The 16,421-nt window shown below is 70.6% G+C and carries 15 protein-coding genes; 4 read left to right on the forward strand and 11 right to left on the reverse strand.

All coding sequences use genetic code 11. The annotated features are described in order from the left end of the window. Positions 1-7: 7 nt before the first annotated feature. The 4 genes from mtgA to AVKW3434_RS07015 all read right to left on the reverse strand — a co-directional run bounded on the left by mtgA (position 8) and on the right by AVKW3434_RS07015 (position 4,635). Positions 8-739 (reverse strand): monofunctional biosynthetic peptidoglycan transglycosylase, encoded by a 732-nt coding sequence (gene mtgA / locus AVKW3434_RS07000; protein WP_284405283.1) that lies wholly within the window; start codon positions 737-739, stop codon positions 8-10. Between the two features lie 25 nt (positions 740-764). Further along, positions 765-1,616 (reverse strand): shikimate dehydrogenase, encoded by an 852-nt coding sequence (aroE, locus tag AVKW3434_RS07005; RefSeq protein WP_284405284.1) that lies wholly within the window; start codon positions 1,614-1,616, stop codon positions 765-767. A 71-nt stretch (positions 1,617-1,687) separates the two neighbouring features. Further along, positions 1,688-2,548 carry an energy transducer TonB gene (locus tag AVKW3434_RS07010; RefSeq protein WP_284393069.1) on the reverse strand — a complete coding sequence of 287 codons (861 nt, stop codon included), beginning with the start codon at positions 2,546-2,548 and terminating at the stop codon, positions 1,688-1,690. Further along, positions 2,545-4,635 carry a ribonuclease catalytic domain-containing protein gene (locus AVKW3434_RS07015; protein ID WP_284405285.1) on the reverse strand — a complete coding sequence of 697 codons (2,091 nt, stop codon included), beginning with the start codon at positions 4,633-4,635 and terminating at the stop codon, positions 2,545-2,547. The genes AVKW3434_RS07010 and AVKW3434_RS07015 overlap by 4 nt, the downstream gene beginning before the upstream one ends. 83 nt (positions 4,636-4,718) lie before the next feature. Here AVKW3434_RS07015 and AVKW3434_RS07020 point away from each other — a divergent pair, with 83 nt between their 5' ends. Further along, positions 4,719-6,278, forward strand: coding sequence for a PglL family O-oligosaccharyltransferase (locus AVKW3434_RS07020; protein ID WP_284405286.1), 1,560 nt, complete (start codon positions 4,719-4,721; stop codon positions 6,276-6,278). A gap of 15 nt (positions 6,279-6,293) precedes the next feature. Here AVKW3434_RS07020 and AVKW3434_RS07025 read toward each other — a convergent pair whose 3' ends face one another. Next, positions 6,294-6,878, reverse strand: coding sequence for a YqiA/YcfP family alpha/beta fold hydrolase (locus AVKW3434_RS07025; RefSeq protein ID WP_284393072.1), 585 nt, complete (start codon positions 6,876-6,878; stop codon positions 6,294-6,296). A 110-nt stretch (positions 6,879-6,988) separates the two neighbouring features. Between AVKW3434_RS07025 and rodA the strand changes: the two genes are divergently transcribed. Next, positions 6,989-8,152: a rod shape-determining protein RodA gene (gene rodA / locus AVKW3434_RS07030; protein ID WP_284405287.1), complete on the forward strand. Its 1,164-nt coding sequence runs from the start codon at positions 6,989-6,991 to the stop codon at positions 8,150-8,152. 42 nt (positions 8,153-8,194) lie between these two features. Here the strand turns inward: rodA and AVKW3434_RS07035 are convergent, their stop codons facing one another. The 6 genes from AVKW3434_RS07035 to AVKW3434_RS07060 form a co-directional block, all read right to left on the reverse strand. Beyond that, on the reverse strand, positions 8,195-9,505 hold the full coding sequence (locus tag AVKW3434_RS07035) for an MFS transporter (protein ID WP_284405288.1): 1,311 nt from the start codon (positions 9,503-9,505) through the stop codon (positions 8,195-8,197). 69 nt (positions 9,506-9,574) lie between these two features. Further along, positions 9,575-10,258, reverse strand: a complete 684-nt coding sequence (locus AVKW3434_RS07040) for a DUF4286 family protein (protein WP_284405537.1) — start codon at positions 10,256-10,258, stop codon at positions 9,575-9,577. Between the two features lie 128 nt (positions 10,259-10,386). After that, positions 10,387-11,319, reverse strand: coding sequence for a LysR family transcriptional regulator (locus tag AVKW3434_RS07045; protein ID WP_284405289.1), 933 nt, complete (start codon positions 11,317-11,319; stop codon positions 10,387-10,389). Between the two features lie 28 nt (positions 11,320-11,347). Further along, positions 11,348-12,715 (reverse strand): amidase, encoded by a 1,368-nt coding sequence (locus AVKW3434_RS07050; RefSeq protein ID WP_284405290.1) that lies wholly within the window; start codon positions 12,713-12,715, stop codon positions 11,348-11,350. Continuing rightward, positions 12,712-13,392, reverse strand: a complete 681-nt coding sequence (locus AVKW3434_RS07055) for a DUF2848 domain-containing protein (RefSeq protein ID WP_284405291.1) — start codon at positions 13,390-13,392, stop codon at positions 12,712-12,714. The genes AVKW3434_RS07050 and AVKW3434_RS07055 overlap by 4 nt, the downstream gene beginning before the upstream one ends. 26 nt (positions 13,393-13,418) lie before the next feature. Further along, on the reverse strand, positions 13,419-14,093 hold the full coding sequence (locus AVKW3434_RS07060) for a GntR family transcriptional regulator (protein ID WP_284405292.1): 675 nt from the start codon (positions 14,091-14,093) through the stop codon (positions 13,419-13,421). A 158-nt stretch (positions 14,094-14,251) separates the two neighbouring features. On the opposite strand from AVKW3434_RS07060, the gene tldD reads away from it, so the two are divergent. Both tldD and AVKW3434_RS07070 read left to right on the forward strand, forming a co-directional pair. Next, on the forward strand, positions 14,252-15,712 hold the full coding sequence (gene tldD, locus AVKW3434_RS07065; protein WP_284405293.1) for a metalloprotease TldD: 1,461 nt from the start codon (positions 14,252-14,254) through the stop codon (positions 15,710-15,712). A gap of 40 nt (positions 15,713-15,752) precedes the next feature. Next, entirely contained in the window at positions 15,753-16,298 is a 546-nt protein-coding gene (locus AVKW3434_RS07070) for a hypothetical protein (protein WP_272567257.1), read from the forward strand. Positions 16,299-16,421: the final 123 nt, after the last annotated feature.

Here is a 16,421-nt window from a genome sequence, read left to right on the forward strand (position 1 = left end):
GGCCATGTCAGGGCAATTCCGCCGAGCCCATGCGTCCCAGGATCACCCGCGTGCGGCCGGAGAGGTAGGCCGAGCCCGGCGCCTTCTCGAAGCGCTTGGGCTGCGGCAGCATCACCGCCAGCCGGGCGGCCTCGGCCGCGCTGAGCTTCGAGGCGCTCTTGCGAAAGTAGTGCTGCGCGGCGGCCTCGGCTCCGAAGACGCCATCGCCCCATTCCACGCTGTTGAGGTAGATCTCCAGGATGCGCTGCTTGCTCAGCAGCTGCTCCAGCGCCAGCGTGAGCACGAACTCCTGCCCCTTGCGCAGCAGCGTTCGTTCGCCCGACAGCAGCAGGTTCTTGGCCAGCTGCTGGGTGATGGTGGAGCCGCCGCGGATCTTGGGGTTGCGCACCGGCCGGTCGGGCTGCAGCTCCTGGCGCTTGGCGGCCTGGGCCTCGGCGCGGGCGTTGCGCTCCCAGGCCTTTTCGATCGCGTTCCAGTCCACGCCGTCGTGGTTGACGAAGCCGTCGTCCTCCGAGGCGATCACCGCGCGCTTGAGGGTGTCGGCGATCTGGCCGTAAGGCACCCACTGCTGGCGCCATTGCAGCGAGCCGTGGGCGACCTGGCCCCAGGCCTCCGAGCGCTGGAAGGCGGTGGATTCGGGGTCGATCGCCACCATGGCTGCGATGCGGCCGACGAAGAACACCTGCAGCGCCACGAAGGCCAGCAGCACCAGCCCGATCCAACGCAGCAAGCCTTTCATGCCGTGGTCTCTCCCCAGGGGCCGGTCAGTGGCCGGCGGCCATGGCGGCGCGCAGCTCGGCCAGCACCTGGGCCGCGGGCGGGCGCACGCCGCGCCACAGGGCGAACGCCTCGGCCGCCTGCTCCACCAGCATGCCCAGCCCGTCGCGCGGCACCGCGCCGTGGCGGGCGGCCCAGTCCAGGAACCCCTGCGCGGCGGGGCCGTACATCATGTCGTAGGCCAGGCTGCCGGCCCGCAGTACGTGGGCCGGCACCGGAATGCCGCCGCCGCCCAGGCTGCTGGCGGTGGCGTTGATGATCACATCGAAATCGGCCTCCAGCGCATGATTTTCTAGGGCGTTTAGCTCTGTTTTTTGTAGCAAAGCCAGATCGGCATGCGCCTGCACCAGCGCCTGGGCGCGGGCCGCGGTGCGATTGACCACCACGATGCGGCGCGGCCGTTCGTGCAGCAACGGTCCCAGCGCCCCGGCCGCCGCGCCGCCCGCGCCCACCAGCAGCACGTCGCTGCCCGCCAGGGGCACGCCGGCGTTGCGCACGATGTCGGCCACCAGGCCCAGGCCGTCGGTGTTGTCGGCGGCGATGCGGCCGTCGTCGCCGAAGGTAAGGGTGTTGGCCGCACCGGCCAGCCGCACCCGCTCGCTGCCCTGGGCGGCCAGCCGTGCGGCGTCGAGCTTGAAGGGCACGGTCACGTTGCAGCCGCGCCCGCCCGCCGCGGCGAAGTCGGCCAGGGCCTGCGGGAAGCCGTCCAGCGGCACCAGCCGGCGGGCATACGACAGGCGCTCGCCAGTGAGTTCGGCGAAGCGCGCATGGATCCAGGGCGAGCGGCTGTGCTCGACCGGGTTGCCCATCACGCAGTAGGAATCCACGGGCGAAGTCATCGGGGTGTCGTGCGGAAGAAAAGCGGCAAGAAAAGTACGGCGCAGGACGTACGGCGAAGGGGGGCGCGGCGTCAGCGCACGCTGGTTTCCAGCGTCTGGTCGCGCGTGAACTTGAAGCGCGAAACCACAGCGATCTGGTCGGCCTTGGCCCGCATGGCGGGGCCGAACACGCCGAACGGCCCGGCCGAGCGGGCGATGGCCTGGGCGCGGTTGTCGAGCAGGCGGTTGCCCGAGCCCTGCACGATCTCGGTCTCCAGCACCGTGCCGTCGTGGTTGACAGTCACGATCATCGTCAGCTCGCCGTAGAGCTTCTTGCCGCCCTGTTCGGGAAAGTTGTCGGTGCCCTTGTCCTCGATCTTGCGGCGCAGCCCGTCGTAGTAGATCGCGTAGACCTCCTCGCGCGTGGCGGGGCTGATGTAGCGCTTCTTGGGGCGGGCGTTCTCTTCGTTGATGCGCTTTTCGATCTCGGCCAGCAGTTTGATGAGCTGGCGGCGCTTTTCCTCCTGCGCCAGGGCATCGGCGCTCTGGCTGGGCTGGCGCGGGTCGGGCACCGGCAGGGTGGCCAGCTGCTTGCGCAGCTGGGCCAGCAGCTGGCTTTGCTGCTCCTGCATGGCGTCGAGCTTGCGCTGGGCCTCCTCGAAATCGTCGCCCACCGCCGTCAGGGCCGAGTAGGGCAGGGGGCTGGTCGCGCGGCCCTTGGCGGCCTCGCCGCCGCCGGCCAGCGACGACTGCGCGATCGCCTGGGCCTTGTCCGGCCGCTCGTTGGACTTGGCGTTGACCAGGATCACTTCCAGCGGCGTGTCCTGGAAGACGCGGTTGAAGCTCTCGGGGTCGATGAACCGCACCGACAGCAGCACCGCATGCACGGCGATGGACACGCCGAGCGCCAACTGCAGCGTGCTGAATCGTTGGAAGAAGGCGGGCAGTTTCACGGCGCCCGATTATCCGTGCTGGCGCTGGCGCCGGCCTCGGTTTCGTTCACGTCCACCGCGATGGCGATGGGGCCGGCCACGGCCTCTTCGTCGTCCTCGCCCGCCTCGTCGCCCTGCGGCGCGGCCTCGGCGCTGTCGGCGGGGCTGTCCAGGCGCTCCAGCACCGTGCCGTTCACGTCGAGCGTGATCTCGTCGATCTCACCGAGCTTGACGCGCACCCGCGCGCCACGCGGCAGGTTCTGCGCGCCCAGCACGGGCAGCACCAGCGGCAGCGTGTCGGCCCGCACGAGGAAGCTCCCCCCGGGGCCTTCCTTGAACACGGTGGCCTCGATCTCCGCGATGCCGTTCTGCTGCAGGTACTGCAGCGTCCAGAAGCGCTCCATGCCGGCCTGGTAGCCGTTGTAGGCGCTGTAGGCCGCATCGAAGCTGCTGATGACCGAGAACAGGTCCGCGTCCTTGGGCTTGAACGGCGCGGCCAGCGCGGCGGTCTTGCCGTGGCGCACGCACGCGATGATCTGCCACTGGTTCACCAGATCCACGTAGCGGCGCAGCGGCGAGGTGGCCCAGGCGTAGCTCTTGACGCCGATGCCCGCGTGCGGCAGCGCCTTGGTGCCCATGCGCACCTTCACGCCGGGCGCCAGGCTGGCCTGGCTGCGGTAGATGCCGGGCACGCCGTGGTCGGCCAGCAGGCCGCCCCAGGTGCTGTTGGCCACGATGGCGGCCTCGGCCACGATCAGGTCCAGCGGGGCGCCGCGCCGGCGCGTGGTGATCGAGACGGTCTCGCGGCCCTGCGGCTCGGCGCTGTCGTTGCCGGTGAGGCGGAAGTTGTAGTCCGGCCGGTTGAAGGTCTCGGGCTTGCCGCGCACCACCTCGCGCTGGGCCTTGAGGCTTTGGGCCAGGCGGTACAGAAACGATAGCTGCCCGCGCAGCTCCAGCAAGCGCTGGGGGGCTTCCGGGGCCTGCACCGTGGGGTCGGTCAGCCAGGCTTCGGTGACGATGTGGTCCAGTTGGTCGTGGCGCAGGTTGGCCGCCACGGGCACGCGTTCCAGCTTGGTTTCGGTGCCGGTGACTTCGAGCGTGGCCTCGTCGATGGTCACGTAGAGCGACACGGCCGGGTTGGCGCGGCCTTCGTCCAGCGTGTAGATCTTCACCACCTCGTCGGGCAGCATGGTGATCTTGTAGCCGGGCATGTACACCGTGGACAGGCGGTTGCGCCCCAACTGGTCGAGCGGCGTGCCCGGCACGATGGCCAGGCCCGGCGCCGCGATGTGGATGCCCAGCACCACGGTGCCGGTGCCCAGGCCCTGCACCGACAGCGCGTCGTCGATCTCGGTCGTCTGGGAGTCGTCGATGGAATAGGCCTGCACGGGCGCCAGCGGCAGGTCGTCGGGCGGCTGCGGCGCGGTGATGGCCGCAAAGCCGGTGCCCTTGGGAAAGTTGTCGAACAGGAAGCGCTTCCAGTGGAACTGGTAGGCCGAGTCGATGGCGCCGGCCCGCTGCAGCAGATCGAGCGGCGGCAGGTGGGTGGCGCGGCTGGCCTCCACCACGGCCTTGTACTCGGGCGCGTTCTTGTCGGGCCGGAACAGGATCTTGTAGAGCTGCTCGCGGATGGGCTGCGGGCACTCGCCCCGGCCGAGCTGCTCGGCCCAGTCGGCGATCTGCTGCAGCACGAGCTTCTTTTTCTCGATGGCGGCCAGCGCCTGCTGCAGGATCTCGGCCGGCGCCTTCTTGAAGCGGCCCTTGCCCGCGCGGCGGAAGTAGTGCGGCGCCTCGTACAGCGCGAACAGCGCGCCGGCCTGCTGGACGAGGGTGGCGTTCTCGGAGAAATAGTCCCGCGCCAGGTCGGCGAAGCCGAATTCGTCCTCGGGGGCGAACTCCCAGGCCAGGTCGAGTTCGATCGACGCGGCCACGGCCTGCGCCTGGGCGAGCATCTCGGCCGGGGCGGGTTTTTCGAACCGGATCAGCAGGTGGGCGGCCTTGACCTTCACCCGTTTGCCCGAGTCGAGCTCGATCTGGGCGGAGCTTTCGGCCTCGGAAAGGATGCGTCCGGCGAGAAATTTGCCGGCTTCTTCAAACAATGCATGCATGGGCGGGATTGTCCCATGGGCGCCCGAGGGGCCGAACGGGCGACCCTGCCTATGATCGGCCCTTTGCCTCGGCCAACCGCCCCATGCCTTTGTTCAACGCTTTCGCCGCCGCGCTGGCCACCGTGGCCGTGGCGCTGCCGTTCCTGTTCGCGCACACCCAGGCGCCGCTGTCCAATTTCTGGCCGCTGATGGTGTCGGGCGCGTGCGCCCTCGTGCTGGCGGGCCTGGCGATCGGCGTGGCCCGGGTGTCTCCGGCCCGGGGCGGGCTGCGCCGCGGGGCCGCCTGGGTGCTCGCGGGCGGGCTGGTGCTGGCGGCGGTGCTGGCCTCGGGGGTGGGGCTGGTGCAGTTCTTCTGGGGCGACGTGGGCGCGGCGCCGTGGATCTACCCCTCCACGCCGGGGCTGGCGCTGGGCAATCTGCGCCAGCGCAACCAGCAGGCCTCGCTGCTGGGCATGGGCGCCTGGGCCCTGGCCTGGACGGTGGGCCGCCTGCAGGCCGCGCTGCCCGGCACCCGCCAGCCGTGGCGGCCCGTGGCTGCGGGCGTGCTGGCCGCCTGGGCGCTGATGCTCATCAGCACGGCGGATGCGGCCACCGCCTCGCGCACCGGCATCCTCGAATGGGGCGTGATGCTCGGGCTGCTGGTGCTCTGGCGCCGCTCCCTGGGCGGCCTGCCCCTGGCCTTCGCCGCCACGGGGGGGCTGCTGTACGCGCTGGCGGCCTGGGCGCTGCCCTGGATGCTGGAGCGCTGGGCGGGCGTGTCGATGGACGGGCTGTTCCAGCGGCTCGCGGACGAGGGCCAAGGCTGCGTCAGCCGCACCGTGCTGTGGTCCAACATGCTCCACCTGATCGCGCAAAAGCCCTGGACCGGCTGGGGCTGGGGCGAGATGGCCTATGCCCACTACAGCACGCTGTTCCCGGGCGAGCGCTTTTGCGTGCTGCTGGACAACGCCCACAACCTGCCACTGCACCTGGCCGTCGAGCTGGGCCTGCCCGTGGCGGGCGGGCTGTGCCTGCTGGCGCTCTGGGGCGTGTGGCGCCTGGCGCCCTGGCGCGAGACCGATCCGGTGCGCCAGCTGGCCTGGGGCGTGCTGGCCATCGTGGGCGTGCACAGCCTGCTGGAGTTTCCGCTGTGGTACGGGCCGTTCCAGCTGGCCACGGGGTTCGCGTTGCTGCTGCTCGTGCGCCCGGCGCGGCCCTGGCGGCCCGGGCCGGCCTGGATCGCCGCCGCCGTGCTGGCCGGTGGCGCGGCGCTGGCTTTCGGGGGGCTGCTGGTGCGCGACTACGAACGGGTCAGCCAGCTCTACCGCGCCGTGCCCGACCGCGACCCGGCCTACCGCGAAGACACCGCCCGCAAGGTGCTGGGCGATATCGCCTTCTTCCGCGGCACGGCCGATTTCGCCACTGTGACGACGACACCCGTGACCGCGCAGAACGCGGCCGACGTCCACACCCGTGCCACGCGGCTGCTGCACTACTCGCCCGAGCCCCGCGTCATCGAGGCGGTGCTGGCCAGTGCGGCATGGCTCGGGCGTACGGACGAGGTGGATTTCCACACGGTGCGCTATCGCATCGCCTATCCGCAGGAGTACGCGCGCTGGGCGGCCAGCCACCCGGCCGCCGCGGCCTCCGCTCCGCTGCCTTGATGTCCTGACCGCCCCTCAGGCCAGGCCGCAGAACCGCGCCACCGTGCCGATGTGCGCGGGAAAGTCGCTCAAGGCATGGTCGCCGCCCTCCAGCAGGACCACCTGCGCGGCGGCATAGCGGCCCGCCATCTCGCGCCAGTCCAGCAACTCGTCGCCCTTGGCGATGACGGCCAGTTCCGGGCCGGCCGGGGGGCGGCCCCGCATGTCCAGCGCGCGCAGCTCGGCGATGTATTCGGGGCGGAAGAAAAAGCGCTCGGCCGGGTCGTGCCATGCGGTCTGCTCGCCGATGTAGCGTTGCAGGTCGCGCGCCGGGTCCACGGCGGGGTTCAGCAGCACGCTCGGGCAGCGGGCCTGCTGCGCCACCCAGCTCGCGTAGAACCCGCCGAGCGAGGAGCCCACCACCGCCATCGTCCCCTGCGGCCAGTCCGCGATGCCCTGCGCCACGAGGCCCATGGCCGCCCGGGGCGAGGGCGGCAACTGCGGGCACCAGAAATGCACGCCCGGATGGTGGGCGGCCACGTGCGCCGCCATCTGCCGGGCCTTGGCCGACTGGGGCGAGGAGCGAAAGCCGTGCAGGTAGAGCAGGTGGGTGGTGGGCATGGTGGGAGGCGCGGCGGCGTGGAGCGATGCAGGCAATGGTGCGGCAGTGCCGGGGGCCTTCGATTGTGCCGGGACGGCGGCGCCTTCGGCCGGCCGGATAATCGCGCCCCATGTCCGCCGTCTTCGACAAACCCTCCCTGCTGCAGCGCGTCCTGCCTCTGTTCCGTGGCTTCGACTGGCTGCTCATCCTGGTGCTGTTGATGCTGGCATCGACCGGGCTGGTGGCCATGTATTCCTCGGGCTACGACCACGGCACGCGCTTTTACGACCATGGCCGCAACATGCTGCTGGCCGCCGGCATCCTGTTCGTGGTGGCGCAGGTGCCGCCCCAGCGGCTGATGGCGATGGCCGTGCCGCTGTACACGATGGGGGTGGCGCTGCTGGTGGCCGTGGCGCTGTTCGGCATCACCAAGAAGGGCGCGCAGCGCTGGATCAACCTGGGGCTGGTCATCCAGCCCAGCGAACTGCTCAAGATCGCCATGCCGCTCATGCTGGCCTGGTGGTTCCAGCGGCGCGAGGGCCAGTTGCGGCCGCTGGACTTCGTGGTGGCCGGCGCGCTGCTGGCGGTGCCGGTGGGGCTCATCATGAAGCAGCCCGACCTGGGCACCTCGCTGCTGGTGCTGGCGGCCGGGCTGTCGGTGATCTTCTTCGCCGGCCTGCCCTGGAAGCTGGTGCTGCCGCCCGTGCTGATCGGGGGCATCGGCATCGCCCTCATCGTGTGGTTCGAGCCCCAGCTGTGCGCAGACGGGGTGCGCTGGCCCGTGCTGCACGACTACCAGCAGCAGCGCATCTGCACCCTGCTGGACCCCACGCGCGATCCGCTGGGCAAGGGCTTTCACATCATCCAGGGCATGATCGCCATTGGCTCCGGGGGCTTCTGGGGCAAGGGCTTCATGGCCGGCACGCAGACCCACCTGGAGTTCATTCCCGAACGCACCACCGACTTCATCTTCGCCGCGTTCTCCGAGGAGTTCGGGCTGGCCGGCAACCTGTTCCTGATCGTGTGCTTCCTGATGCTGGTGTGGCGGGGCCTGGCCATCGCGGTCGGGGCCACCACGCTGTTCTCGCGCCTGATGGCCGGGGCGGTGTCGATGATCTTCTTCACCTACGCCTTCGTGAACATGGGCATGGTGAGCGGCATCCTGCCCGTGGTGGGCGTGCCGCTGCCCTTCGTGAGCTACGGCGGCACGGCCATGGTCACGCTGGGGCTGGCGCTGGGCGTGCTGATGTCCATCGCGCGGGCGCAGCGCATTCCGCTGAACGAGCGCACGTGAAAAAGCCGGCCAGGCGGCCGGCTTCGAGAGGGGCCGGGCGGCTCAGGCCTGCAGCGGCTCGTGCGCGGTCTCGCGGGCGACCAGCAGGGCCACCAGCGTGAGGCCCAGCGCGGCCGTCACGTAGAGCGACACCGCCACGGTGGAGCCGTACGACTTGAACAGCGAGGCGATGATCAGCGGCGCGAAGCCGCCCCCCAGGATGCCCGCCAGCGTGTAGGCCAGCGAGGCGCCGGCATAGCGCACCCGGTTGGGAAACTGCTCGGTCACGAAGGCGGCCTGCGGGCCGTACATCATGGCGTGGATCAGCAGGCCGCCGACCACCGCCGCGCAGATGGCGAGCGGCTGCGCCCGGTCCATCAGCACGAAGAACACGAAGGCCCAGGCGATGCCCAGCAGCGCGCCGGCGATGTACACCGGGCGCCGGCCGATGCGGTCCGACAGCGCGCCGAACCATGGCACGGCGAGGGCGTTGCACGCCGCGCCGATCATGGTGGCGGTGAGCGCCAGCGGGCGCGACAGGTGCAGCACCGTGGTCACATAGGTCAGGGTGAACACCACGACCAGCGCGTACAGCACATCCGAGCCGATGCGCGAGCCGCCGGCCACCAGCAGGCGCCGCCAGTGCTGCGAGAACACCTCCTTGATGGGCGTCTTGGCCGTGGCCTGGTGGGCCTCCATTTCGCGGAACACCGGCGTCTCGTCCACGCCGCGGCGCAGCCACAGGCCGAACAGCACCAGCGCCACGCTGGAGACGAAGGGAATGCGCCAGCCCCAGGCCTGGAAGTCTTCGGGGCTCAGCCAGGCCGAGACCAGGGCGATGAAGCCGGTGCCGATCAGCGTGCCGCACGACGGGCCGACCTGCGTGAACGAGGCGTTGCGCCCGCGCTCAGTGGGCTTGCCGTGCTCCATCGACAGCAGCACCGCGCCGGCCCATTCGCCGCCGAGCGCCACGCCCTGCACGAAGCGCAGCGCCACCAGGGCGATGGGCGCCCAGATGCCCCAGGTGCCGTACGTGGGCAGCAGCCCCATCAGCCCGGTCGAGACGCCCATGATCACCAGCGTGGCCACCAGCACGAAGCGCCGGCCCAGCCGGTCGCCCAGGTGGCCGAACACCATGCCGCCCAGCGGCCGGGAGATGTAGCCCACGGCATAGGTGGAGAACGCGAGGATGGTGCCGGTGAGCGGGTCGAAGGACGGAAAGAAGATGGCGTTGAAGACCAGCGCCGCCATGATGTTGTAGACCGTGAAGTCGTACCACTCGAGCGTGGTGCCGACCGAGCTGGCCATGGCAAGGCGGCCCATCTTGGGGGAGGCGGGGGGAGCGTGGGCGACGCCCTGGGGAACTGCACGCATGGGAGGATCTCCGGTGAAAGGCGATGAAGGAAAAATCGGGGGCGCAGGGGCCGGGAATGGCAGATGGGATCAGCCCAGGTCGGCCCGCGTGAGCTTCCAGCCCAGTGCGTACTGGGCCGCCGCCGCGGCGGCATCGGTCTGCAGCAGCGCACCAGCGCGCGCCAGGGCCTCGCGGTGCGCCTCGGCGTGGCCGGTTTCCAACACCATGAGCGGCTGCAGCACGCGGCCTTCGGTGTGCTCCGTGGGCAGGGGCGTGCTCAGCACCGGGTCCGGTACCAGCAGGTACGACTGCACGAAGCCGGGCAGCTGCGCGAGCTGGGTGCCGGCCTGCACGGCGCGCGCCACCAGTGCGGCGCGGTCATCGGCCGGCGGCAGGGCCAGCACGCTCAGGTGGCTGCCGGAGCCGAACCCGGTGACGGCCTCCACCGCGCACACGCGGCGCATCGGGTCCCGCATGCGGCCCAGGTTGGTGACCGACCAGGGCGTCTGCCGGCCGAACGCGGCGCGGTACGCATCGGACGTGAAGGCCGCGAGCGACTGCGTGCGGTACAGGCCCAGGTACTTGCGGCCACCCTGCCGTGAAACGTAGCGGGCGCCGGAGAGAAAACCGTCGATGCGCACGCGCTCTTCGACATGCTCGCGGTCATACCATTGGTTGAAGTCGGCCTCGTCGGTGGCATCGACATCGGCGGCGACGAAAAGCATGCCGTGCACGGTGCCGGGGGCGGTGGAGGGAAGGTTCTGGGAGGCCATGGGCACTTGCGATTCCTTGCAAAAAGACCAGGGAATCATGGGCCGCGCATCGGCGTGCCACAAACGGGTTTTTTTGCCCTGCGGCCATCAGAATTACTTGTCGGGTCGGATGCTTTTTCTGCACCAAATCAGGGTTCACCCTCTGTGCCCGGCGTCCGGAATGGTGCGGACAGCGAGGCGGCGAAGCGCTCGGATTCGCTGCACGCCAGCTCGGCCGCGCGGCGGATGGCGGCCGAGCCGCTGGCGTCCAGATGGCTCACCACGATGCGCTGGGGCGGCAGGGGCGTATCGCACGCGATCACGCGCAGGTCGCCGCGCTCGATCTCCTCGCGCACGGGTGGCAGCGGGATCAGCGCGTTGCCGAACCCCGACTGCACCAGCCGCACGATCGCCGCCATCGAACTCACGCAATGCACCTTGCCCACGGGCATGCTGGCCTGCCGGTACAGCTGCTTGAGTGCCTGGTGGGGCTGCGATCCCGGGCTCATGGTCAGCACCGGCTGCAGCAGCAGGTGGGCGATGCGGCCTTCGTCGGGCTGGGGCGCGGAGGCGCCGGCGCCCACCCAGCCCATGGCCATCGGCGGGCAGGCCATGTTGACGATCTCGGCGCTGGCCATGGGGTCGGTCTGCAGCGCGATGTCGATCGCGCCGATCTGCAGGCGCTCGTGCAGGGCGAGGGTGGTTTCCGAGGTCAGCTGCACTTCGATGCCCGGGTGCAGGCGCTGCAGCGTGCCCAGGAAGTCCACCAGCCAGGTGTGCACCACGCTCTCGATCGCGCCGATGCGCACCAGGCCCAGAAGCTCCTGCTGCGGGTGCCCGAGCGCGATCATCTCGCGCTGCAGCTCCAGCATGCGCTCGCCATAGTCCAGCAGCCGCAGGCCCACGGGCGTGAGCCGCAGGTCGCGCGGGTCGCGCTCGAACACACGGGCGCCGATCTCTTCCTCCAGCGAGGCGATGCGGTTGGAGATGGCCGCCTGCGTCACGTGCAGCCGCTCGGCCGCGGCGCGGAAGCTCCCGAGCCGCGCGATCCAGAGAAAGGCTTCGACGAAGCGGGTGTTCATCGCGCGCAGGGCCCTGACCGCAAGCGTTTCAGCCCGCGCGCAGGCAGGCTTCGATGGCGCGGCCCACCTGCAGCACGCGCGCATCGGCGCCGTGCACGCCGCCTACGGACAGGCCCAAGGGCAGTTCGCCGGGCGCCTGGCAGGGAAGGGAGAGCGCGCAGCCATCGAGGAAATTGAGCACCGTCGTGTTGCGCAGCACCAGCCCGTTGGTGGCGAAGAACCGGGCATCGTCGCCGGTGAGGTCCGCCAGGCGCGGCGCGCGCACGGCCACGGTGGGCATCAGCCAGGCATCGAGGTCGCACAGGCGCTCGCGGGCGGTGGCTTGCAGGCGCAGCCGCGCGTCCTGCAGATCGATGTAGTCGGCCGCGGAAATCGCGGCGCCGCGGCGGGTGCGCTGGGCGACGCGGTGGTCGTACTGCGCCTCTTGGGCCGGGTCTTCCAGCCGCGCGCGGTGCACCTGCCAGGCCTCGGCGGCGATCAGCCCGCCCGCGGCATTGAGCGAGGGCAGCTGGTGCAGTTCGGTGAAGCTGAAGCGCACGATGCGTGCGCCGGCGGCGGACAGGCGCTGGAGCGCGCCGTCGAAGGCGGCCGCCACCTCGGGCTCGACGCCGTCCATGACGAAGTCGTCCGTCACGCCCAGGCGCAGCCCGGCCAGCGGTGCGGCGCGGGTGTCCAGCGCCTCGCCGCTCAGGATGGCATCGACGACGGCGCAGCAGTCCACGCTGCGGGCCAGCGGGCCGGCCGAGTCCAGGCTGCGCGACAGCGGATAGGCCCCGGCCAGCGGCACCCGCCGGGCGGTGGGCTTGAAGCCCGTGAGCCCGCAGAACGCGGACGGAATGCGGATCGAGCCGCCCGTGTCGGTGCCCAGCGCCACGGTGGCCAGGTCGAGCGCCACGGTGGCGGCGCCGCCGGAGGTGGAGCCCCCGGTGATGCGGCTCGGATCGTGCGGGTTGGCCGGCGTGCCGTAGTGGGGGTTGAGTCCCAGGCCCGAGAAGGCGAACTCGCTCAGGTTGGTGCGACCGAGCAGCACTGCGCCTGCGGCGCGCAGGCGGGCCACCGCGACGGCGTCGGCCTGGGCGGGCGCCCCGGCCATCACGGCCGATCCGGCACGGGTCACCTGGCCCTGCACGTCGAACAGGTCCTTGATCGAGACGGGCAGGCCCGCCAGCGGCGAGGGCACGTGCCCGCCCGCGCGGGCGGCGTCGCTGGCGCGGGCCGCCTGCAGCGCGGCTTCGGCTTCGACCTCGCCCACATAGGCGTTCCCGCCCGCCGCGCGGTGCGTGGCGATGCGCGCGAGCGCCGCCTCGACCAGCGCCACGCTGGTGGTGTCGCCGCGGGCCAGGGCCTCGGCCTGTTCGCGGACGGTGGGGTGGCGGGTGGTGGCGAGGGCATTCATCGGGCGATCTCCAGGGCTTGGGTGGCGTAGTGGTGGTGCAGGCTGCGGTTCAGAACGGGGTCGTGCAATTCCAGCTCGAAGGCCTCGCCCCAGCCGAGTTCGCCGATCACCGCATGGGTGCCGCAGAACATGGCCGTGTGGGCGGACAGGCCGTCTGCCGCATTCCATTTTTGCATCAGCTCGGCGGGGGGCAGGAGGCGGGCCAGGGCGCCTTCCTGGTACAGCGCGCGCACGCCGTCGCGGGTGCGCCAGCAGCGGGTGACCAGCTGGTCCCAGTGGCCCTGCACCTCCGACAGCTTCCACAAGGCGCGGCCCACGGGCTTGGCGCACATTTGCTTGGACACCGTGACGTCGTAGGCCTCGACGGTGCGGTCCGTGTGGTCCGAGCCGATGCCCACGAGCACGCCGTGCGCCTCGCTGGCCAGCAGCACGCATTCCACCTCGCCGCTGGAGTCATGGCCCGGAACCTGCACCGCGCTGCCCGTGTCGAGCAGCTGGCTGGCCACGCGGTAGAAGGTGGGCACCGTGGAGGGCGGCTTGACGCCGATCGCGGCCAGTTCGGCGATGTGGTGGTCCACCGCCGCGCGGTCGCGGCCGGCCCAGCCGGCGATGACGAGGTGGCGGATGTCCAGGGTGACCGGCCCGTGGCCGGCGAGATCGAAGGTGTGCTGGGGCATGGTGGGAGGCGAAAAGGGCGGAAGGATCAAAGTGCGCGGGTGATCGCGCGGCGGAAATCGTCGATGTGGCGCTGCATCGCGGCGGCGGCGGCATCGGGGTCGTGGCGCTCGAGCGCGGCCAGGATGTCCTGGTGCTCGTCGTGGATGCGCACGCTGTGCCCGGCCTCCGAGAGCGTCAGGAACCAAAAGCGCGCCTGCTGTTCGTGCAGCCGGCGCAGCAGGTCGGCCAGGACGGTGTTGCGGGCGGCGGCCGAGATCGCGCTGTGAAAGCGCAGGTCCAGCGCCATCAGCGCAGGCACGTCGTGTGCGGCCAGGAGCGCCGGGGCCTCGCCCAGCAGGTGGCGCATGGCGGCCAGTTCAGCGGGCCGGACCCGCTCGGCCGCCAGGCGCACGCACAGGGTCTCGTTGCAGGCGCGCACCTCGATCATGTCCAGCACCTCGTCCAGCGACAGCGGCGCCACCACGATGCCCTTGCGCGGCAGGATGGTCACCAGTCCTTCCATCTCCAGCCGGTGCAGCGCCTGGTGGATGGGCGTGCGACCCAGGCCGAGCAGCGTGCCCAGCGCGCCTTCGTTGATCTGCGCGCCGGGTGCCAGCTCGCAGGCAATGATGCGGCGCTTGATGTCGGCGTAGGCCTGCTCGCGCAGCTGGGCGCCGCCGCCGGTTGCGGCAGGAAGGGAGGGCTGGGGCAGGGCGGGCATCGGGGATGGGTAGGTTCGACTAAACTCAAATGATATATCAGTGAAATATCACAGATATCTCTTGGACATGGCCGATTCGTGTCGGCATGGCCGCGCCGCCGGGTGGGATGCTCGCAAAGCGCCATGCCGGCAGGCACCAAGGCTTCTAGAATCCGCCCATGATCTCCCGCGAACCCACCATCGAACGCCTGTCCGTCGCCCGCCGCCTGCTCCTGGAGCCTTTCGGCCTCGACGAAACCCATCTGGCGCGCGCGCTCGCCGACATCCGGGCCCATCAGGTGGACGATGCCGACCTGTATTTCCAGTACACCCGCAGCGAGGGATGGAGCCTGGAAGAAGGCATCGTCAAGACCGGTTCGTTCAGCATCGACCAGGGCGTCGGTGTGCGGGCCGTGAGCGGCGAGAAGACGGCCTTCGCCTATTCCGACGACATCTCCGAGGCCTCCTTGCTTGATGCCGCCCGCACCGTGCGGGCGATTTCGGCGGCCTCGCAGGAAAAGCGGGCGAAGATCTCGCTCAAGAAGATCTCCGCCAGCCGATCGCTCTATCCCGGCACCGATCCCATCGCGTCGCTGGACAGCACGGCCAAGGTGGCGCTGCTGGAAAAAGTGGAGCAGCAGGCCCGCGCCAAGGATCCGCGCGTGGCCCAGGTGATGGCGGGCCTGGCCAGCGAATACGACGTGGTGCTGGTGGCGCGCTCCGACGGCACGCTGGCCGCCGACGTGCGCCCGCTGGTGCGCCTGTCGGTCACCGTGATCGCCGAGCAGGCCGGCCGCCGCGAGGTGGGCTCGGCCGGCGGGGGCGGGCGCTTCGGCCTGGCCTATTTCGACGATGCGCAGATCACCCGGTACGTCGATGAGGCCGTGAACGCCGCCCTCGTCAATCTGGAGTCGCGCCCTGCGCCTGCGGGCGAGATGACCGTGGTGCTCGGCCCCGGGTGGCCTGGCGTGCTGCTGCACGAGGCCGTGGGCCACGGGCTGGAGGGCGATTTCAACCGCAAGGGCTCGAGCGCCTTCAGCGGCCGCATCGGCCAGCGCGTGGCGGCCAAGGGCGTGACGGTGCTGGACGACGGCACCCTGGCCGACCGCCGCGGCTCGCTCAACGTGGATGACGAAGGCCATGCCAGCCAGCGCAACGTGCTCATCGAGGACGGCATCCTCAAGGGCTACATCCAGGATTCGATGAACGCGCGCCTTTCGGGCGTGGCGCCCACCGGCAACGGCCGGCGCGAGAGCTACGCGCACATTCCCATGCCCCGCATGACCAACACTTACATGCTGGGCGGCGACAAGGACCCGGCGGAGATCGTCGCGAGCATGAAGCGCGGCCTCTATGCCACCAACTTCGGCGGCGGCCAGGTGGACATCACCAGCGGCAAGTTCGTGTTCTCGGCCAGCGAAGCGTATTGGGTCGAGAACGGCAAGATCCTGTACCCGGTCAAGGGCGCGACCATCGTCGGCAGCGGTCCGGAATCCCTCAAGAAGGTGACGCTCATCGGCAACGACATGGCGCTCGACAGCGGCGTGGGCACCTGCGGCAAGGAAGGCCAGAGCGTGCCGGTCGGCGTGGGCCAGCCCACGCTGCGCATCGACGGCCTGACGGTCGGCGGCACCGCATAAGGCCCCGGGCGGCGGCGGACCTTCCAGGCGTGCACCCACCATGCCTGACCCCTCGTCCAGCCAACTGCTGAACACCGCACAGTCGTTCGGCGATGTGAGCCGGCTGCTGCGCGAAGGCGTGGCCGACGAAGAATCCCGCCAGTTTCGCGATGCGCTGACGTCGCTGTCCGCGCTCATCGAAGATGCCGCGCACCTTCGCCGCGCCTGCGCCGATCCCTCCGCCATCTTCTGGAGCCTGGAGCACCTGAAGCGCGCCGCGCGCGAGCACCAGTTCTTTCTCACCGGGCTGGGCTCCGCCTGGCATGCGCTCTACGAGCTGGGGGCCTACCAGCAGGCCCTGAAAGACCTGCGCGATGCCATCGAGATCTGGCACCAGGCACTGACCCGTCAAAGCCGCAGCGAGCCGGCCTGCTTCGATGCGTTCGAGCGCCTGGCCTGGCGCACCCTGGGCGAGGCGATGCTGGTCATCGACATGTACGAGCAGGGCGGGGCGATGCTCAGCGAGCCTTCTCCAGAGCCCGCCGCAGCCCGGCGCCGCCCGATGCTGGCGCGCCTGCGCCGCTGGTTGGCGGGGCGCGGGCGATGAAAGCACGGCACCCCGCTTGTGGCAGCGCTGCAACGCGCCGGGGATGTTGCGGCGCAAAAATCGGTGTTACATTGCCACCGATGCAAGTGCGTAGCGCGTTTTATTTTTGGTTTTACTTCTCTG

Source organism: Acidovorax sp. SUPP3434 (assembly GCF_030159015.1).
Taxonomy (GTDB): Bacteria; Pseudomonadota; Gammaproteobacteria; order Burkholderiales; family Burkholderiaceae_C; genus Paracidovorax.